This is a genomic window from Stenotrophomonas sp. 10N36 (assembly GCF_056395005.1).
The window spans coordinates 1-19032 of the sequence record NZ_JBFTIS010000020.1; the positions used below are offsets into that span (position 1 = coordinate 1).

Here is a 19032-nt window from a genome sequence, read left to right on the forward strand (position 1 = left end):
GCGGCCGCCCCCTCCTCCTTTATTTCGCCTCCAAGGGCATCGGGGCCCAGCGACCGACCCGCCAACGGCCACCAAAAGAGCACGGCTTCTCGCTTGCACCGCAAGCCGAGCCCCGTAGCCGCCGGTAGGCTCCTGGGCAAAATAAAGGAGGAGGCCGCCCCGCGGCCGGGGGACATTTGCACCAGGGGCCTACCGGCGGCTACGGGGCCCTCACGCTAGCGACCGGCCTGATCGGAGACGCCCGCCGAACCAAACGGCGCCTGCACACACGGCCATACGCGAGAGCCAGCAGGTACTCATCGTGGAGCGGTGAATGCACGATGCCTACCGCAAAACTGGGGCCCACGTGATCCACAGCGCCAGCGCCCCAAGCACCAGTCCGGCAAGCACGTCCAGCAGATCGTGCTGCCAGGTGGTGACGGTCGAGACCAGGATCAGGCCACAAGCGCCGTGCCACAGCCAACGCAGGGGCGCCGCGTCGGCCTGCAACCAGCGCCGCCATGCCTGCCACACCAGCACCCCGACCGCCGCATGCAGCGACGGCGCCATGTTGAACGGCGCTTCGAAGGCCCGGAGTTGTGCGAACAACAGCCCGCTCGCGCCATCCGGCTGTGGCACTGCACGGACATTGCCGGTCGGCCAGCACACGAACGCGAGCATGCAGGCGGCCTGCACCAGCGCGATGGCCAGCGCATGGCGGCGCAGGGCCGAACGGGTCGGGAAGATGAAGAACGTCAGCGGGTACAGCAGATTCAGCGCCAGGTAGGGCCAGATCGTCCACGCCCAGAACGGGACCGCATCGTCCCAGCGCCCGTGCAGGCTGTAGGTGTGCGCCTGACTGGCGGCCCATTGGTTGGTCCAACTGTAGCCATGGATGAACATCGCGCCGAGCAGCAGCATCCACAGCATCGCCTCGCGCCAGGGCGGCTGGGGAACCGGAGCGGTGGCAACAGGCGGTAGGGGCACGCGCGCACCGTAGCAGAACGTGGCCCGCCTGTTTGCCGCTATTCTTGCGCTTTGGCCGATACAGGGACTGTACGCAGTGGCAGCAGCAGGCAGTCAGGAACACGCAGGCCCGCACGCGGACGCACCGCGCTGGACGCGCAATCCGGCCTGGGCCCTGTTTTCGCAGACCCATGCGCAGCGCCAGCTGCTGCTGGTCTCCGGTGGCGCCGATGAGGTGTATGTGGTGGATGAGGCCGATACGCCGACCGTCGTCGAACGCATCCTCGGCCACTGGGAAAACGACAGCCTGGCGGCAGTGCAGGACGACGCCGAGTGCGGCCCGGCGATCCGCCAGTTGATGCGCCTGGGCGTGCTGGTGCCGCTGGCGGCCGCGCGCCGGGTGCAGCGCTATGCACTCGATTGGCTCGGCACGCCCCTGCCCGGGTTGGCCGACGCCTTCGACCAGCATGCCGGCGCGGATCTGCAGCGCGTCGATGCCCACGCCGAGGCCGACCTGCTGGTGCTGGTCCGGCATGGCCTCGGCTGGGAACAGGCCTTGGCCCGCTACCGCGCGCAGATGCCGGCACAACCGCATCTGCTGGTGGACATCAGCTATCACCACACACTCGCGCTCGGTCCCTATGTGGTGCCCGGCCAGACCGCCTGCGTGTATTGCCTGGGCAACCGCGTGCTGCGCCGCTGGGGCGAAGCCGTCGTGCCGGCGATGCCTGCGGTCGCAGCGCAGCCGGCGCGCATCGCGGCGCTGGTCGCGCCGCTGCTGGATCAGCCCGCCCTGTTGCTGGGCTATCTCGAACGCAGCGTCTGGCTCGACCTGCATCGCCTGCACGGCGAGCGCGACCGGGTGCTGCGGCTGCCGTGGTGCCCCGCCTGCCAGGACGGCGAAGCCGCAATGGCGGCGCCGCTGTCCTTGCCCTGGGACCTCCAGCGCCCGTGATAATGTGGCTTACGCGCCGGGCGTTTCCGCCTCGGTCAATGGAGTGACCGTATGTATCGCCTGCCGACCCAGTTCGATGCCAGTGCCTCGCGCCAGGACCTTGCCGCCGCAGGCGGGGGCTCAACCTCGACCACCTGCAGTTCCTGCATCGTGACCCTGCTCGGTACCTCGGTGTTGTCGGCGGTGGTACTCGGCGGCTTGGAACCGATCGCGCCCGCGGTCGCTGGCAGCGAAGCACGCGCCACGGTCGATACCGTCGCAACGGACACCGACCTCCACACCCCGCCACCGCCCTCGCTGCAGCAACCGGCCATCACGCCGGATCCGGACCTGACCGCACCCGCCACATCGGCCGCGCCGGTGGTCGGGATGAGCCGCACGGGTCGGATACTGCTGGGGCTGTTCGCCTTGCCGCTGGCAGCTGTCGGCGGCGGCATTTTCATGGGCACCGCCAACCCGATCTTCGGCCTGTTCGTCGCCGTCGGGCTGTATGTCGGCCTGTACGCCTTCGTCTACGAGCGCTCGGGGCGATCGTTCGGGCGCGGCATCGGCATTGGCATCGCCCTGCTGCTGGGCCTGTTCGCGGTCGGCGCACTCGAGATGATGCTCTGGCTGAGCGTGATGAAATGAGCCGCTCCGCCGTCGATGCGGCGGAGCCCGGAACGCCCACGCTGTCTTCGCACCTGCTGCATGGCGCGGCGCGTCCGCGCTGCGGTCTGGTGCGCCCGGCGCAGGCCATCGACGCCAGCGCCTGCGATTGGCCCGGCCCGCTGTTCGAGGGTCGGCGCGTGCACAATGCGGCCACCCCGGCCGACCCGGCCAACCCCTGGCAGGGCGTGTCAGGCGCGGTCGCACTGGATGCCGATGCGGCCGCTGACGGCGCAATCGCCGAGGCACTGGAGCGGCTGGCAGCGGCGCAGGCGGGATTCGAGGTGCGCCGCCGGGATGCGCTGACGCCCGCGCAACGCCTGGACGAATCGGCCTTCGCCTTGTTCTCGGCACGCCAACGTGCGACCCCCGGCTTCCCGTGGCCGATGCCCGAACACGAGGGCGATCTGTTCGCAGCCGTGCATGCGCTGGATGACAACCGCGAGGCCTGGGTGCCGCAGGAACTGGTGGGCCTGGGGCCGCGCAGTGGCCTGGCACGCGTGCCGTCGACGTCCAGTGGGCTGGCGGCCTGGCGTGATGGTCGTGATGGCGCGTGGCTGGCGTTGCTGCGCGCGGCCCAGGAGCTGCTGGAGCGCGATGCGCTGGCGGTGACCTGGCTCAATGGCGTCGCCGGCCGGCGCATCGCGCTGCCGGCGCACTGGCACGCCCATGTAGACGCGCGCGGCGGTGAACTGCAGGCGTTCGACCTGACCCAGCACTGGAATCCGCACCCGGTGATCGCGGTCGCTGGCGGCATCCCCTTCGAAGGCCGCCCCCGCTACGTCCTCGGCATCGCCTGCCGCGCCGATCCGGGCGAGGCACTGCACAAAGCACTGCTGGAATGGCAGCAGGCACTGACCTTTGCCGCGCATCTGTGTGGCCGCGAAAGCGCCCGGCTGCCGCGCGATCCCGCCGCCCTGCGCAGGTTCGACGAGCATGCCGCCTTCTACACCCTGCGCCCGGAGCTGTGGCCGCAACTGCCGCTGCTGGGGAAGGCGGACGACAGCACCTTGAAGCTGCCCCCGCCGGGCGCCGCGGTCCGGCCCGCCGCGCCGCGCGCGATTGCCGAGCTGGACATGCTGCGGCGTCGGCTCGGCAGTGCCGGCATCGCGCTGTACTACCGCGAGTTGACCACGACCGATGTGGCCGCGGCCGGACTGCGGGTGATGCGGGTGCTGTCGCCGCAGCTCAGTGGCCTGCATGCCGACGAGCGCGCACCGTTCCTCGGCGGCCGGTGCCAGGACGTGGCGTGGCGGTATCCCGGCGTGCCGCACAGCGGCGCGTTCCCCTCTCCCTTCCCGCATCCATTGGGCTGATGCACGAGGACCGCATGCCGTCACCGCCCTCCCCCTGGCACGATGCCCCGCTGTTCCATCTGTTCTGGCACAACGGCGAACTCAATCCAGCGCGCGCCGAGGTGATGCGCACGCGCATCGCCGAAGATGCCGCACGGCCCTGGTCGCCACCGCGCCCGGTGCATGCGGCCGCCGGCATCGCCCTGCCGGACCCGGTGCAGCCCGGTGACGCCCTGGCACAACGCCACAGTGGCCGCCGCTTCGGTGACGCACGCTGGGGCGCGCAGGAGCTGGGCCACGTGCTCGCCCCGCTACGGGCCCGACCCGGCGACAGTGACACCCGGCGCCTGCCGTCCGGTGGGGCCAAGTACCCGATCCAGGCCTATGCCGCGCTGTACGGCGCCGACGATGCGATCGCCGCGGAGCCGGGCATCCATTGGTACGACCCGATCGGGCATGCGCTGGTGCCGGTGGGGCCCTGCCCCGCATGGCCGGCGCTGGCCAGGCTGCTCGGCGTGGATTGGCCGGAGCGGCCCGCCGCCGTGCTGTTCCTGATCGCCGAACCGGCCGGCACGCTGGCCAAGTACGGCGAGCGCGGTGGCCGCTTCGTGTTGATCGAGGCCGGGGTCTGGTTGGGCGCGCTCGGGCAGCAAGTGGCCGCGATGAACGCCGCCGGCTGCGCGATCGGCTCCTTCGACGATGCCGCCGTACTGGCCCTGCTCGGGCTCGAACCGCAGCGGCATCTGGCCGTGTTGGCCTATGCGTGTGGTCCGGCACCTTGACCACCGCCGGCGTCGCAGCACCCAACTCCCCAGCATCCCCGTCCACTGGGGACGGCGGAACCAAGGGTCAAGCATATGCTCATGACCGGAGCGCATCAGACCCTTCCGGATCGGCCTGAACAGGCAGCCCCCGCGCGCGGCCGGCACGACCGGGGCGTTCTACAATGCGCGCATGCAGATTGGCCCCTACAACATCCAGCCCAACGTGGTGCTGGCGCCGATGGCCGGTGTCACCGACAAGCCCTTCCGCCTGCTGTGCAAACGGCTGGGCGCGGGCTTGGCCGCCTCGGAGATGACCATTTCCGACCCGCGCTTCTGGACCACCCGCAAGTCGCTCCACCGCATGGACCATGCCGGCGAGCCGGACCCGATCAGCGTGCAGATCGCCGGCACCGAGCCGCAGCAGCTGGCCGACGCGGCGCGCTACAACGTGGACCACGGCGCGCAGATCATCGACATCAACATGGGCTGCCCGGCCAAGAAGGTCTGCAACGCGTGGGCCGGGTCGGCGCTGATGCGCGATGAAGACCTGGTGGCGCGCATCCTCACCGCCGTGGTGCAGGCGGTGGACGTGCCGGTGACGCTGAAGATCCGCACCGGCTGGGACTGCGACCATCGCAACGGCCCGCGCATCGCGCATATCGCCGAAGACAGCGGCATTGCCGCGCTGGCGGTGCATGGGCGCACGCGCGACCAGCACTACACCGGCCAGGCCGAGTACGAAACCATCGCCGCGATCAAGGCCGCGCTGCGCATTCCGGTGCTGGCCAACGGCGATATCGATTCGCCGCAGAAGGCGGCCCACGTGCTGGCCGTGACCGGCGTGGACGCGGTGATGATCGGCCGCGCCGCGCAGGGCCGGCCCTGGATCTTCCGCGAAGTGGCGCATTACCTGGCCACCGGTGAACTGCTCGCCCCGCCGTCGCTGGACGAGGTGCGCGACATCCTGCTGGGCCACCTGCACGCGCTGCACGACTTCTATGGCGAGCCGCAGGGCGTGCGCATCGCGCGCAAGCACCTGGGCTGGTACGCCAAGGACCGGCCGGAAAATGCCGCCTTCCGCGCGGTGGTCAACCGCGCTGACGACGCGGCCAGCCAGATCGCGCTGACCACCGACTACTTCAACGCGCTCGCCGCCGGCCTGCCGCACGCCCACGCCACTGCCGACGCGCACGTTGCTGTTGCCCTTTGATCCGCCGAGCCACGCTCGACGCTATGTGACCCTGCTCCCATGACCCCGCCGATCACCGCCCCCACCTACCTGCACGGTTTCTCCGATACCGAGCAGCACCGCCTGGTCACCCAGGCCCGCCTGTTCGAATCGAGCATCTTCAGCGGCATCGACTACAGCAATGCCCAGCGCCTGCTGGAAGTGGGCAGCGGCGTCGGCGCGCAGACCGAGATCCTGCTGCGCCGTTTTCCCGACCTGCACGTCACCGGGGTGGACCTGAGCCAGGCGCAGCTGGACACCGCACGCGCCAACCTGGAAAAGACGCCGTGGTGCAGCGAGCGCTACACCCTGCAGCAGGCCGATGCCGGCGACCTGCCGTTCGGCGCGCGCCAGTTCGATTCGGCGTTCCTGTGCTGGGTGCTGGAACACGTGCCGTCACCGGCGCGCGTGCTCAGCGAAGTGCGCCGCGTGCTCGCCCCGGGCTCGCCGGTGTACATCACCGAAGTAATGAACGCCTCGTTCCTGCTCGACCCGTACTCGCCGCACATCTGGCGCTACTGGATGGCCTTCAATGACTTCCAGTACGACCACGGGGGTGACCCGTTCGTGGGCGCCAAGCTCGGCAACCTGCTGCTGGCCGGCGGCTTCCGCGACGTGCACACCGAGATCAAGACCATCCACCTGGACAACCGCGAGCCGGCGCGGCGCAAGACCATGATCGCGTTCTGGGAACAGCTGCTGCTGTCGGCGGCCGACCCGCTGCTGGAGGCCGGGCTGGTCGATCAGGACACCGTGGACGGCATGCGCCGGGAATTCAGCCTGGTCCAGAACGACCCCAACGCCGTGTTCTTTTTCTCGTTCGTGCAGGCACGCGCCACGGTCTACTGACCGCGGCCGGCCCGGGCACTGGTCGATGGTTTACTGGCCGACCGCGACGCCTGCGGCGGGAGAGCCCGGAGGCGGCACCGTCGCAGCGTTGTCCGCCGGTGCCTGCCAGATCCGCGCCCACATCTGCGCGAACCGCTGTTTCACCCGTGCCCTGCCCTGTTCGCCTTCGTAGGCCGCGCGCAGCTGCTCGGGCACGATGCCGGCCCACTGATCGCCCTGCGCACGCGCCACCGCGAAGGTGAAGGTGTAATCCGGCTCCAGGCCCATGCGCAGGTCGCTGAGCTGCAACCGGCCGTCCACCACCTGGGCGCGCATGAAGCCGCGGTTGAACCACTGCAGCCGCTGCACCGCCGGAATGCCCGCCGCCTCGGCCTGGCGCAGCGCCTGCACGTTGGAGGGATAGCCCTGGAAGTGCATCGGGCCGTTGTCGGCCACCAGCGAGCGCTCGCCGATGACGTAGCCGCTGGGGGTCATCGCCACCACCTGCCAGAGCAGCGTGTTGAACGGGGTGGCCACCGAGAAGCGGGGTGCATCGCCCAGGCCCATCGCCGCCAGCGCGCGGTCGGCCTGGCGCTCGACGCTGTGTTTGGCGAGCAGCGACCAGCCCAGGTAGCCGCAGCTGAGCACCAGCCCGGCCACCAGCGCCTTCTGCGCCAGCGGGCGCGCACGGGCGAACCACGCCACCGCGCAGCCGATCAGCAGCCACACGGTGTACAGCGGGTCGATGATGAAGACGCTGGACCACATGGTCGGCGCCGGGGTGAACGGCCACCACAGCTGGGTGCCGTACACGGTGAAGGCGTCCAGCAGCGGGTGGGTCACCAGCGCCAGCAGGATCGCCCAGAACCAGCGCCCCGGTGCCTGCGCGACCCGGCCATGGCCGAAGCGCTTGAACAGCCACCAGATCAGCGCGGCCACCCAGGGCAGCACCAGCAGCGAGTGGCTATAGCTCCGATGTTCGGTCATCAGCGCCACCGGGTCGGCGGCGGTGAAGGCCAGCAGCAGGGAATCCAGGTCCGGCAACGTGCCCAACGCGGCACCGGCCAGCAGGGCGGCGCGGCGATGGCCGGCGGGGGCGATGGCGGCAGCAACGGCGCCGCCCAGTACGATCTGGCTTAGGGAGTCCATCGGCCGATGGTATAGGGTGTGAAGGTCGGCGTGGCGGCTTGATGGCTGTCACGCTGGTGGAACACTGGGCCACGACGCTGGGGCCCAATCGCGTGTTGACGGCCCCTGCGCCGGGCACGCGGGCTTAACCACCGGCAACTCCCCGTGGCGCACAATGCAACGGCGCGACTTGCCGTGTATCATTCGCGCCCATCTTTCCATCCGAATCAAAGGATATTACGCCTGATGTCCAGCTACCTGTTCACCTCCGAATCGGTCTCCGAAGGCCATCCGGACAAGATTGCCGACCAGATCTCCGATGCGGTGCTGGACGCGATCCTTGCCCAGGACCAGCGCGCCCGCGTGGCCTGCGAGACCATGGTCAAGACCGGCGTTGCGATCGTGGCCGGTGAAATCACCACCAGCGCCTGGATCGACCTGGAAGCCCTGACCCGCAAGGTGATCCTGGACATCGGCTACGACAGCTCCGACGTCGGCTTCGACGGCGCGACCTGCGGCGTGCTGAACCTGATCGGCAAGCAGTCCCCGCACATCGCCCAGGGCGTTGACCGCAAGAAGCCCGAAGAAATGGGCGCTGGCGACCAGGGCCTGATGTTCGGCTATGCCACCAACGAGACCGACAGCTACATGCCGGCCGCGATCCACCTGTCGCACCGCCTGGTCGAGCAGCAGGCCAAGATCCGCAAGAAGAAGAACTCGCCGCTGTCCTGGCTGCGCCCGGATGCCAAGAGCCAGGTCACCCTGCGCTATGAAAACGGCGTGGTCTCGGCCATCGACGCGGTCGTGCTGTCCACCCAGCACGCCCCGGGCGTGAAGCAGAAGGACCTCATCGAGGCCGTCCGCGAAGAGATCATCAAGCCGGTGCTGCCGGCCAAGTGGCTGCACAAGGGCACCAAGTTCCACATCAACCCGACCGGCAAGTTCGAGATCGGCGGCCCGGTGGGCGACTGCGGCCTGACCGGCCGCAAGATCATCGTGGACACCTACGGCGGCTGGGCCCGTCACGGTGGTGGTGCGTTCTCGGGCAAGGATCCGTCCAAGGTCGACCGTTCGGCCGCTTACGCTGCCCGCTACGTCGCCAAGAACGTCGTGGCCGCCGGTCTGGCCGACCGTTGCGAAGTGCAGGTCTCCTACGCCATCGGCGTGGCCGAGCCAACCTCGATCTCGGTCACCACCTTCGGCACCGGCAAGATCAGCGATGACAAGATCGAGAAGCTGATCCGCAAGCACTTCGACCTGCGCCCGTACGGCATCATCAAGATGCTGGACCTGATCCACCCGATGTACCAGCAGACCGCCGCCTACGGTCACTTCGGCCGCAAGCCGAAGGACTTCAGCTACCTCAACGCTGCTGGCGAAACCGTCAACGCGACCGCCTTCTCCTGGGAGAAGACCGATCGCGCCGCCGCCCTGCGTGCGGATGCGAAGTTGAAATAATCAATCGGTAGAGCCGACCGTTGGTCGGCTGCCTTTGATCGAAACAAAACGACGGGCCGCGAAAGCGGCCCGTCGTCGTATGGGCGGCAGCACCAAGGCGCATGGCGATGCGTTCATCACCCCGGCGCATCCATGCCATCGCGGCGCGGCCGCGAAAGCGGCCCGTCGTCGTTCGGGCACCCCGCCCAGCCGACCAACGGTCGGCTCTACCGGGCGGGCAACCGGCGCTACACTGCCGCCATGCCCGAATTCAAATCCAACCAGCTGTCCATGACGGTGTTGATGTCACCGGAGATGGCCAATTTCTCCGGCAAGGTCCACGGCGGCGCGATCCTGCGGCTGCTCGACCAGGTCGCCTATGCCTGCGCCAGCCGTTATGCCGGCCGTTATGTGGTCACCCTTTCGGTGGACCAGGTGATGTTCCGCCAGCCGATCGCGGTCGGCGAGCTGGTCACCTTCCTGGCCTCGGTCAACTACACCGGCACCTCGTCGATGGAGATCGGGGTCAAGGTAGTGGCTGAGGACATCCTCAAGCGCAGCGTGCGCCACGCCAACAGCTGCTTCTTCACCATGGTGGCGGTGGACGAGGATGGCAAACCCACCGCGGTGCCACCGTTGCAGCTGGAGACCAGCGACGAACGCCGCCGCCACGCCGCCGCGCTGATCCGTCGGCAGCTGCGCGAAGAGATGGAGCAGCGCCATCTGGAGTTGCTGGCGTCCAACCCGCCGTCGCCGGAATAACCCACGACGGGTAACGGGTGTTGGTCGGTATGGGGGCACCCTCACCGTTCTGGATCGCGTGCCATGACCAACGGTCATGGCCTACCGGGGTCGGACTTCGCGTGCCATGACCAACGGTCGTGGCCTACCGGGGTCGGGCATTGCGGGCCATGACCAACGGTCATGACCTACCGGGGTCGGGCATTGCGGGCCATGACCAACGGTCATGGTTTACCGGGGTCGTGCATTGCGCGCCATGGCCAACGGTCATGGCCTACCGGGGTCGGGTATCGCGGGCCATGACCAACGGTCGTGGCCTACCGGGGTCGGGCATTGCGGGCCATGACCAACGGTCGTGGCCCACCGCGTGCACCGATGGAATTCCCGGTAGGTACCGACCGTTGGTCGGTACGCATCGCTCACAATCACCCGGTGTTCTGCACGCCCTGCGATACGCCGTTCACGCACGCCACCAGCGCGCGCAGGACATCGTCGTCCTCGCCGCCGCTGGCACGCCAGCGGCGCAGCAGGTCCACCTGCAGCACGCTGATCGGGTCGATGTAGGGGTTGCGCAGGCGGATCGACAACGCCAGGCGCTGGTCGTGCTGCAGTAGTTCGTCCTGCCCGGTCAGCGCCAGGATCTGCTGCGCGGTCAGGTCCAGCTCGCGTTGGATCTGCGGGAAGAACGTGCCGTGCAACGGCCCGGACAACTGCGAGAACTGCTCGGCAATGGTGATGTCGCCCTTGCTCAGCACCATCGCGATGTCGTCCAGGAAGGTGCTGAAGAACGGCCAGTCGCGCGCCATCTCCTTCAGGGTGTCCGCGTGGCCGGCCTCGATCGCGGCCTGCAGGCCGCTGCCCACGCCATACCAGCCGGGAATCACCGCGCGCGCCTGGCTCCAGGCGAACACCCACGGAATGGCGCGCAGGTTGGACAGCGCGGCATCCTCGCCCAGTCGCCGCGACGGGCGCGAGCCCAGCGTCATCCGCTCGATCACGTCGATCGGCGTGGCCTGGCGGAAGTACTGCATGAAGTCCTTCTGGCCCACGAAGGCGCGGTAGGCCTCGGCGCTTTTCTGGGCCACCCGATCCATCACCGGGCGCCACTGTTCCTCGCGCGGTTCCACTGCACGCGGGCGCAGGCTGGAACGCAACACCGCACCGGTGGACTGCTCCAGCGAGCGCAGCGCCAGCGCCCGGATGCCGTACTTGCGGTGGATCACTTCGCCCTGCTCGGTCACGCGCAGGCGGCCGTCGATGCTGCCGCGTGGCGAGGCGTCCACCGCATCGGTGGTCTTGCCACCACCGCGGCTGATCGAGCCGCCGCGGCCATGGAAGAAGGTCAGGCGGATGCCGTTCTCGGCGGCCACCTCCAGCAGTTCCACCTGGGCCCGCTGCAGACCCCAGCGCGAGGCGGCGATGCCGCCGTCCTTGCCACTGTCCGAATAGCCCAGCATCACCATCTGCACATCCCCGCGCGCGGCCAGGTGGGTGCGGTAGACCGGGTCGGCCAGCAGGTCGCACAGGGTGTCGGTGCCGCGCTTGAGGTCGTCCACCGTTTCGAACAACGGGGCGATGTCCAGCGGCACCGCGCCGGCGTCGTCGACCAGGCCGCCCCGGCGGGCCAGGGCCAGCACGGCGAGCACGTCACTGCGGTCGTGCGCCATGGAAATGATGTAGCTGCCCAGCGCGTCGGCACCGTGGCGTCGGCGTGCATCGGCCAGTGCGGCAAACACCGCGTCCAGGCGTTGACCGCCCTCCTCGGTGCTCGGCGGCAGCGCCTGCTCGCCACTGGCGAACGGCGCCAGCCGGGCCGCGCGGGTGACCGCATCGGCCGCGTCCCAGGCGTCCTGGCCATCGAGCACGCTGGCCAGTGCGCGGCCGTGCACGCTCGACTCCTGGCGCACATCCAGCCGCGCCAGGTGGAAGCCGAAGGTGCGCACCCGCCACAGCAGGCGGCGCACCGCGAAGCCGCCGGCATGGTCGCCCTTGTTGGCGTGCAGGCTGTCCAGGATCAACTGGATGTCGTGCTCGAGCTCGCCCGGCGACGCATAGGCGCCGTCGGCATCGTCCAGCGTGGCCTGCACGCGCGCGCGCATGCGGTCGTTGAGCAGGCGGTACGGCATGTCGGCATGGCGTGGCCGTGACTTCACCTGGGGGAGCAGCTGTTCGTAGTGCGCCACGCGCGCCTGCAGCGTGGCACTCACTGCGATCCGCTCGGTGGACTGGCTGAGCAGGCTGGCCAGCTGCAGCAGGTCTTTCTGGTAACGGCCCAGCACCGCCTGGCGCTGCGCGTCCAGGGTATGCCGGATGGTGCCGGCGTCGACGTTGGGGTTGCCGTCCATGTCCCCGCCCACCCACGTGCCGAAGCGCAGCAGGCGCGGCAGCGGCAGGTCTTCGCCGTAGGTGTCCAGCAGCGCCTGCTGCAGCGATTCGTACAGCACCGGAATCACCCGGTACAGCACCTGCACCAGGTAGAAGCCGACGTGCTCGCGCTCGTCGTCGACGGTGGGCCGCACCGGCGAGGAATCGGTGGTCTGCCAGGAGGCGGTGAGCGCCATGCGGAAGCGCGCGGCGTCGGCGGCGGCTTCACCGGGGGTGCGTTGGCCGTCGAGGTTGTCGACCAGGCTGGCGACCATCAGCTGCTCTTTTTCCAGCAGCGCGCGGCGTACCGCTTCGGTCGGGTGCGCGGTGAACACCGGCTCGATGTCGATGCGTGGCAGCCACTGCGCCAGCTCGGCCAGGGTCACGCCCTGCGCCTTGAGGTTGAGCAGCGCATCCTGCAGGCCATCGGGCTGCGGCGCGGCGGTGCCGGCGCGCTGGTAGTCGCGGCGACGTCGGATGCGATGCACGCGCTCGGCGATGTTGACCACCTGGAAGTAGGTGCTGAACGCACGCACCATTGCTTCGGCGCGCTCGGGCGGCAGGCCGGTCAGCGCATCGTTGAGGTCGGACAGCGGGGCGTCGCTTTCGCGGCGGGCGATGGCGCGCGTGCGCACCTGTTCCACATCATCGAAGAACTGCGTGGACACCTGCTCGGCAAGCAGGTCGCCGACCAGTGCGCCAAGTCGGCGTACGTCGTCGCGCAGGGGAATATCGGGAGTGGCAAAGACGATGCTGCTACGGTACTCGTTCATCTGCGACGCACTGGCCTCGGGAACGGAATCCGCTCAAGCCTAACCCACAATCGGGTCAATGCTGCGTCGCGCAAATAGTTACATCTGGTAGTGCCGGCCGCTGGCCGGTACCTGCCGATCATTATCCGTACCGGCCAACGGCCGGTACCTACCCGTCATTATCCGTACCGGCCAACGGCCGGTACCTACCCATCATTTCCCGTACCGGCCAACGGCCGGTACCTACCCGTCATTTCCCGTGCCGGCCAATCGCCGGCATCAACGATCAGGATCCGCATCGGATCGTGGCCGGCGCCATCGCGATGGGTGCCGGCCAGGGCCGATCAGCGCTTCTTCTTGATCGGCGCGCCCGGGCCTACTGTCTGCTCCAGCCAGCGCTCGCTTTCGGCCAGCATGGTCATGATCGATTCGCGTGCGCGGTACGCATGCGATTCATTGGGCAGCATCACCAGTCGCGCCGTGCCACCCAGGCCCTTGACCGCGGCGAACATGCGCTCGCTCTGGATCGGGAAGGTGCCGGAGTTGTTGTCGTCCACGCCGTGGATGAAGAGGATCGGGTCCTTGATCTTGTCGGCGTAGTTGAACGGCGACATCTTCTGGTACACGTCCTGGGCCTGCCAGTAGTTGCGCTCCTCGGCCTGGAAGCCGAACGGGGTCAGCGTGCGGTTGTACGCGCCGCTGCGGGCGATGCCGGCCTTGAACAGGCGCGTGTGCGCGAGCAGGTTGGCGGTCATGAACGCACCGTAGGAATGCCCGCCGATGGCGATGTGGTCGCGATCGGTCACGCCCCGCCGCACCACTTCGTCCACCGCCGCTTCGGCGTTGGCGATCAGCTGCGGCAGGTAGGTGTCGTTGGGTTCCTTGTCGCCCTCGCCAATGATCGGCATCGACGGGCTCACCAGTACCGCATAACCCTTGGCCAGGAAGGCCTGCGGGCCCCAGTAGCTGATCGCGTTGAAGCGGTACGGCGAATCGGTCACCTGGCTGGCGGCGGCAGCGGTCTTGTACTCGCCCGGGTAGGCCCACATCAGCAGCGGCAGCGGGCCGTCCTTCTTCGGGTTGTAGCCCGGCGGCAGCATCAGCGTGGCGGTCAGGTCGACGCCGTCGTTGCGCTTGTAGCGGATCTGCTCCTTGCTCACCCCACGCAGCTGCGGCAGCGGGTGGGCGAAGTGGGTCAGCGCGCGCGGGGCGGCGGTGGCGTCGGCCAGCGACTGCACGTACACGTTGGTGGGCTCATCAGGCGTCTCGCGCGTGATCAGCAGCGAGGTGCCCTCCTGATCGAGCAGCGCCACCGGCGCGGCGTAGCCGGGCGCCTGCGAATGGAACAGGCGGGTGGCCTGCTTGCTGTCCAGATCGAAGCGATCGACGAACGGACGGTCGCCTTCCGGCGAGGCACCCTGGCCGTACAGGAAGATGCTGCGGCCATCGGCGGTGATCTGCAGGCGCGCGCGCCCGTTGACGTCGCGCACCAGGCCCGGCCGGCCCGGATCGTTGTAGCGGTCCTGCGAGGACCGCGACGACAGCAGTTGCGGCGCCTGCTCGGCCTGGTCCGGGGCGATGCGCCACTGCTTCACCTCGCGGCTTTTCCACCACGATTCGTTGAGCAGCGCGAGGTCGCCGCGCCCCCACTGGATGCCGGCATAGCGGCTGCCCAGCTGGGCCAGGGTGATCGGCGGGGTGTCGAACGGGGCGGCCTGCATCAGCACCGCGTCGCGCACCTTGGCCGCGCGGTTGGGGTCGCCCCCGTCCTGCGCTTCGGCCCACACCAGCGTGGCCGGTGCGTCGGCGCGCCAGCTGATGCTGCGCACGCCGGTGGGCACCGCGTCGTTGCCGGTCGGCAGCCCTTCCACCAGCGGCAGCGTACTGACGGTGTGTTGCAAGGTACCGTCCACGGCCGACAGCACTTCGATGCGGCGCGGGAAATCGTCGGCCGGCACCAGGTAGGAGTACGGGCGCTGCACGCGCTCGGCCAGCAGGAAGCGGCCGTCCGGCGACACGTCCAGGTCCAGGTAGACACCGCTGGAGGACAGCGGCGTGGTCACGCCGTTGAGCGTGACGCGCACCGGCTGCGCGCTGGCGTAGTAATCGAACAGGCGCGCATCGGCCTCGTTCTTGAGCAGGTCCTGGTAGGTCCGGATCGCACGGACACCCGCATCGGCCTCGGTCTGCTGGATCGCAGGACCGGCCGGCACGCCACCGGCCGCCGGGGCCGGGCCCTGGCCCTTGAGCTGCTGGGTGACCACCAGGCCGCGGCTGTCGGGCAGCCAGGTGTAGCCATCGCCCAGCACAGTGTTCAGATCCGACAGCAGGCGCCGCGCCGACCCGGCGGCGATATCGACAATCCACAGCTCGTTGGCGCCGCTGGCCGCATGCACCTGGTTGAAGGCCAGGTACTGCTGGTCCGGCGACCACGCCATGCCGGCGATCGACAGCGGCTGCGGCAGGCCGGTGATCTGGCGCTCCTTGCCGTCGGCCACGTTCAGCAGCCACAGCTTGTTGCCGAAGCTGAAACGGCTGGCGGCATGCGTGGCCGGGTTGATGCGCAGGCCGGCCAGTTTCAGCTCGGGCTGGGCCACCTCGGCAATGGACGGCAGCGACGGGGTCTGCAGCATCGCGGCGATGTCGCGGCGCGGGGACAGGCTCAGCGTGGGCGCACGCGGCGCATCCACCACCGCCTGCAGCGCGGCCGAGGGCAGCGCATAGCCCTGCTCGCCCTTGGCGCTGGCCACCGGCGGGGCGGAGGTCTTGCCTGCCGGGGCGGCCAGCGCCAGCGGGGCTACCGCCAGCAAGGCCATGCCCATCACCAGGCTGCCCCAGCGCGCGCGGCGCCGACGATCATTGCGTGTCATGTTCGATCCCTGTGCTGATGCAAACCTTGGACCTTAACAGCCGGGCGCCGATCGCCCCCCTGCCGATGGTTGGGGGCCGCCGCCGATTCATGCCAACGCACCCTGCCGCGATATAATGGGCGGCCCTCCACCGAGGGGCGCTGCGACCGTTCCGGACCCTGTCCGGCCGGCCAGGCTCGGTGGCCAGGATTGTTCCAACGGCGCCCGGCGATTGCGAGTTGTGTTGGTCATGTGGTTGTCGGGTTGCCGACATCTCGCTTGACGAGCATGGCTCGTCACTACCGGAGCTTACGAATGAATGCTGTTGCCAAGACCTTCTCCACCGAAGGTGATTACAAGGTTGCCGATATCACCCTTGCCGACTGGGGTCGCAAGGAATTGGACATCGCCGAGCATGAAATGCCGGGCCTGATGTCGATCCGCCGCAAGCACGCCGCCACCCTGCCGCTGAAGGGCGTGCGCGTGACCGGTTCGCTGCACATGACCATCCAGACCGCAGTACTGATCGAGACCCTGAAGGACATCGGCGCCGACGTGCGCTGGGCGTCCTGCAACATCTTCTCGACCCAGGACCACGCCGCCGCCGCGATTGCCAAGTCCGGCACCCCGGTGTTCGCCTGGAAGGGCGAGTCGCTGGAGGAATACTGGGACTGCACGCTGGACGCGCTGACCTTCACCCTGCCCGACGGCACCCTGACCGGCCCGGAGCTGGTGGTGGACGACGGCGGCGACGTGACCCTGCTGATCCACAAAGGCTATGAGCTCGAGAACGGCAGCGACTGGGTCAACGAGAAGGCGGCCTCGCACGAAGAACAGGTCATCAAGGACCTGCTCAAGCGCGTGGCCAAGGAGCGTCCGGGCTACTGGGCCCGCGTGGTCAAGGACTGGAAGGGCGTCTCCGAAGAGACCACCACCGGCGTGCACCGCCTGTACCAGCTGGCCCAGGCCGGCACCCTGCTGATCCCGGCGATCAACGTCAACGACTCGGTCACCAAGAGCAAGTTCGACAACCTGTACGGCTGCCGCGAGTCGCTGGCCGACGGCCTGAAGCGCGCGATGGACGTGATGCTGGCCGGCAAGGTCGCCGTGGTCTGCGGCTACGGCGACGTGGGCAAGGGCTGCGCCGCGTCGCTGCGTGCCTACGGCGCGCGCGTGGTGGTCACCGAGATCGACCCGATCTGCGCCCTGCAGGCGGCGATGGAAGGCTTCGAGGTCAACACCATCGAATCCACCCTGGGCCGTGCGGACCTGTACGTCACCACCACCGGCAACAAGGACATCATCCGCATCGAGCACCTGAGCGCGATGAAGGACCAGGCCATCGTCTGCAACATCGGCCACTTCGACAACGAGATCCAGGTCGATGCGCTGGTGGGCTTCCCGGGCGTGCAGCACGTGAACATCAAGCCGCAGGTGGACAAGTACATCTTCCCCAACGGCAACGCGATCTTCCTGCTGGCCGAAGGCCGCCTGGTGAACCTGGGCTGCGCCACCGGCCACCCGAGCTTCGTGATGTCCAACTCGTTCGCCAACCAGACCCTGGCCCAGATCGACCTGTGGGCGAACAAGGACAGCTACGAGAACAAGGTGTACCTGCTGCCCAAGCACCTGGACGAAGAAGTGGCCCGTCTGCACCTGGAGAAGATCGGCGTGAAGCTGACCACCCTGACCCAGGAACAGGCCGACTACATCGGCGTGCCGGTGGAAGGTCCGTTCAAGCCGGATCATTACCGCTACTGATCGGCCTGCCGATCCTGTTGCGTTGAAATGGAACGGGCGCCGAAAGGCGCCCGTTTTTTGTGGCGGAAAGCCATCACGACCAACGGTCGTGATCTACCGGCGGCCAGCACGCAACGCCGGTAGGTACCGACCGTTGGTCGGTACGCAAAGCCGGCATCTACCGACCGTTGGTCGGTACACAAAGATGGTAGGTACCGACCGTTGGTCGGTACGCAAAGCCGGTAGGTACCGACCGTTGGTCGGTACCGCTGTGCCGATAGCCTCGGTCAAGCCGACACCCCACGCACCACGCTACGATGCACCCATGACCCCGGCCATCAACCTGCTCAAGAAGCACGGCATCGCCCACAGCGTGCTGTCCTACCCCCACGATCCCGATGCTGCCTCCTACGGCGGCGAAGCGGTGCAGCAGCTCGGGCTGGATCCGGCGCAGGTGTTCAAGACCCTGCTGGCCAGCACCGAGAAGCACGCACTGCTGGTGGCGATCGTGCCGGTGAGCGGCACGCTCGACCTGAAGGCGCTGGCCGAGGCCGCCGGCTGCAAGAAGTGCGAGATGGCCGACGTGGAGCAGGCACAGCGCGCCACCGGCTATCTGGTCGGCGGCATCAGTCCGCTGGGACAGAAGAAGCGGCACCGCACCTTCCTGGATGCCAGCGCACAGGCGCTGCCGGTGGTGCACGTGAGTGCCGGGCGGCGCGGGCTGGAAGTGGCGCTGGCACCGGCCGACCTGCTGCAGCTCACCGGCGGTGCGTATGCACCGATCGGCAAGACGCGATGATCGGCAGCCTATTCGAGCGTCTGTTCGGCACGCCCCTGCCGTCGCTGCAGGAAGGCCGCCCCGGCACCGCCCTGCTGCGGGCGCTGGGCAGTGGCGACTACGGCCTGCTGCGCACCGCAGCGGCCACCATCGCCCTCAGCCGCGAGGCGACCTTGCTGGATGACCTAGCGTTGCAGCTGCCGTACGTGGAGGCGGCCCGCGCACGCTACACCACCGACCCGCAGTGGATCCGCGAGCACTACGAACTGGACTTCGTGCTGCGCAAGCTGCGCCACTGGCGTGACCACGATGGCTGCCTGTGCCAGCTGTATCCGCACTGGATGCATTACGAGCCCGGTCGCGAGATCGCCAGCGGCCATGTGGTGCTCATCGCCACCGGCGTCGCCGAAGGTGGCTGGGGCGATACGCAGGACGCCACCTGCACCGTGTGCGGCCGCGGGTGGCGCTGCACCGATCGCGAGTATCACGCGCCGTGGTGGGAGTGGAGCGCGCTGCCGCAAGGCTGATCCTATCTACGGGGTAGGGCCACGCCATGCGTGGCCGCCGCACCGCCGAACAC

15 protein-coding genes and 1 riboswitch are annotated in these 19032 nt (G+C 68.7%); of the genes, 11 read left to right on the forward strand and 4 right to left on the reverse strand.

Going from position 1 to position 19032, the window contains the following annotated elements:
* Positions 1-324: 324 nt before the first annotated feature.
* Positions 325-900, reverse strand: coding sequence for a phosphatase PAP2 family protein (locus AC1DCJ_RS16950; RefSeq protein WP_478071462.1), 576 nt, complete (start codon positions 898-900; stop codon positions 325-327).
* A 142-nt stretch (positions 901-1042) separates the two neighbouring features.
* Between AC1DCJ_RS16950 and AC1DCJ_RS16955 the strand changes: the two genes are divergently transcribed.
* From AC1DCJ_RS16955 to AC1DCJ_RS16980, 6 genes are all read left to right on the forward strand, one after another.
* Positions 1043-1900: a hypothetical protein gene (locus tag AC1DCJ_RS16955; RefSeq protein WP_478071463.1), complete on the forward strand. Its 858-nt coding sequence runs from the start codon at positions 1043-1045 to the stop codon at positions 1898-1900.
* 150 nt (positions 1901-2050) lie between these two features.
* A complete protein-coding gene (locus AC1DCJ_RS16960) occupies positions 2051-2530 on the forward strand; it encodes an Asp23/Gls24 family envelope stress response protein (protein WP_478071464.1) in 480 nt (159 codons plus the stop codon).
* Complete coding sequence (locus AC1DCJ_RS16965) at positions 2527-3864, forward strand: YcaO-like family protein (protein ID WP_478071465.1); 1338 nt, start codon at positions 2527-2529, stop codon at positions 3862-3864. Before AC1DCJ_RS16960 ends, AC1DCJ_RS16965 begins: the two co-directional genes overlap by 4 nt.
* Before the next feature lie 14 nt (positions 3865-3878).
* Positions 3879-4625: a SagB/ThcOx family dehydrogenase gene (locus AC1DCJ_RS16970; RefSeq protein ID WP_478071466.1), complete on the forward strand. Its 747-nt coding sequence runs from the start codon at positions 3879-3881 to the stop codon at positions 4623-4625.
* A 172-nt stretch (positions 4626-4797) separates the two neighbouring features.
* Entirely contained in the window at positions 4798-5817 is a 1020-nt protein-coding gene (gene dusB, locus AC1DCJ_RS16975) for a tRNA dihydrouridine synthase DusB (protein ID WP_137191025.1), read from the forward strand.
* A 39-nt stretch (positions 5818-5856) separates the two neighbouring features.
* Entirely contained in the window at positions 5857-6684 is an 828-nt protein-coding gene (locus AC1DCJ_RS16980) for a methyltransferase domain-containing protein (protein WP_137191026.1), read from the forward strand.
* A 30-nt stretch (positions 6685-6714) separates the two neighbouring features.
* Here AC1DCJ_RS16980 and AC1DCJ_RS16985 read toward each other — a convergent pair whose 3' ends face one another.
* On the reverse strand, positions 6715-7812 hold the full coding sequence (locus tag AC1DCJ_RS16985; protein ID WP_478071467.1) for a metal-dependent hydrolase: 1098 nt from the start codon (positions 7810-7812) through the stop codon (positions 6715-6717).
* Between the two features lie 225 nt (positions 7813-8037).
* Between AC1DCJ_RS16985 and metK the strand changes: the two genes are divergently transcribed.
* Positions 8038-9249 carry a methionine adenosyltransferase gene (gene metK / locus AC1DCJ_RS16990; protein WP_141059170.1) on the forward strand — a complete coding sequence of 404 codons (1212 nt, stop codon included), beginning with the start codon at positions 8038-8040 and terminating at the stop codon, positions 9247-9249.
* 240 nt (positions 9250-9489) lie between these two features.
* Entirely contained in the window at positions 9490-9990 is a 501-nt protein-coding gene (locus tag AC1DCJ_RS16995) for an acyl-CoA thioesterase (protein ID WP_128097792.1), read from the forward strand.
* A 404-nt stretch (positions 9991-10394) separates the two neighbouring features.
* Here AC1DCJ_RS16995 and ppc read toward each other — a convergent pair whose 3' ends face one another.
* Both ppc and AC1DCJ_RS17005 read right to left on the reverse strand, forming a co-directional pair.
* A complete protein-coding gene (gene ppc / locus AC1DCJ_RS17000; protein WP_478071468.1) occupies positions 10395-13106 on the reverse strand; it encodes a phosphoenolpyruvate carboxylase in 2712 nt (903 codons plus the stop codon).
* Positions 13107-13429: 323 nt separating this feature from the next.
* Complete coding sequence (locus AC1DCJ_RS17005) at positions 13430-15955, reverse strand: alpha/beta hydrolase family protein (RefSeq protein ID WP_137191029.1); 2526 nt, start codon at positions 15953-15955, stop codon at positions 13430-13432.
* Positions 15956-16081: 126 nt separating this feature from the next.
* Positions 16082-16168, forward strand: a riboswitch (S-adenosyl-L-homocysteine riboswitch).
* 81 nt (positions 16169-16249) lie between these two features.
* On the opposite strand from AC1DCJ_RS17005, the gene ahcY reads away from it, so the two are divergent.
* From ahcY to AC1DCJ_RS17020, 3 genes are all read left to right on the forward strand, one after another.
* Positions 16250-17695 carry an adenosylhomocysteinase gene (ahcY, locus tag AC1DCJ_RS17010; RefSeq protein WP_038690480.1) on the forward strand — a complete coding sequence of 482 codons (1446 nt, stop codon included), beginning with the start codon at positions 16250-16252 and terminating at the stop codon, positions 17693-17695.
* Between the two features lie 304 nt (positions 17696-17999).
* Complete coding sequence (gene ybaK / locus AC1DCJ_RS17015; RefSeq protein ID WP_141059174.1) at positions 18000-18473, forward strand: Cys-tRNA(Pro) deacylase; 474 nt, start codon at positions 18000-18002, stop codon at positions 18471-18473.
* Complete coding sequence (locus tag AC1DCJ_RS17020; RefSeq protein ID WP_478071469.1) at positions 18470-18979, forward strand: hypothetical protein; 510 nt, start codon at positions 18470-18472, stop codon at positions 18977-18979. Before ybaK ends, AC1DCJ_RS17020 begins: the two co-directional genes overlap by 4 nt.
* The last annotated feature ends 53 nt before the right edge of the window (positions 18980-19032 follow it).

Bases quoted from the DNA above. Each gene is read 5' to 3' on its own strand.
- AC1DCJ_RS16950 (WP_478071462.1), bottom strand. From the start codon at position 900: ATGCTGCTGCTCGGCGCGATGTTCATCCATGGCTACAGTTGGACCAAC.
- AC1DCJ_RS16985 (WP_478071467.1), bottom strand. From the start codon at position 7,812: ATGGACTCCCTAAGCCAGATCGTACTGGGCGGCGCCGTTGCTGCCGCC.
- ahcY (WP_038690480.1), top strand. From the start codon at position 16,250: ATGAATGCTGTTGCCAAGACCTTCTCCACCGAAGGTGATTACAAGGTT.
- AC1DCJ_RS17020 (WP_478071469.1), top strand. From the start codon at position 18,470: ATGATCGGCAGCCTATTCGAGCGTCTGTTCGGCACGCCCCTGCCGTCG.
- AC1DCJ_RS16995 (WP_128097792.1), top strand. From the start codon at position 9,490: ATGCCCGAATTCAAATCCAACCAGCTGTCCATGACGGTGTTGATGTCA.
- ybaK (WP_141059174.1), top strand. From the start codon at position 18,000: ATGACCCCGGCCATCAACCTGCTCAAGAAGCACGGCATCGCCCACAGC.
- metK (WP_141059170.1), top strand. From the start codon at position 8,038: ATGTCCAGCTACCTGTTCACCTCCGAATCGGTCTCCGAAGGCCATCCG.
- AC1DCJ_RS17005 (WP_137191029.1), bottom strand. From the start codon at position 15,955: ATGACACGCAATGATCGTCGGCGCCGCGCGCGCTGGGGCAGCCTGGTG.
- AC1DCJ_RS16970 (WP_478071466.1), top strand. From the start codon at position 3,879: ATGCCGTCACCGCCCTCCCCCTGGCACGATGCCCCGCTGTTCCATCTG.
- AC1DCJ_RS16980 (WP_137191026.1), top strand. From the start codon at position 5,857: ATGACCCCGCCGATCACCGCCCCCACCTACCTGCACGGTTTCTCCGAT.
- dusB (WP_137191025.1), top strand. From the start codon at position 4,798: ATGCAGATTGGCCCCTACAACATCCAGCCCAACGTGGTGCTGGCGCCG.
- AC1DCJ_RS16965 (WP_478071465.1), top strand. From the start codon at position 2,527: ATGAGCCGCTCCGCCGTCGATGCGGCGGAGCCCGGAACGCCCACGCTG.
- ppc (WP_478071468.1), bottom strand. From the start codon at position 13,106: ATGAACGAGTACCGTAGCAGCATCGTCTTTGCCACTCCCGATATTCCC.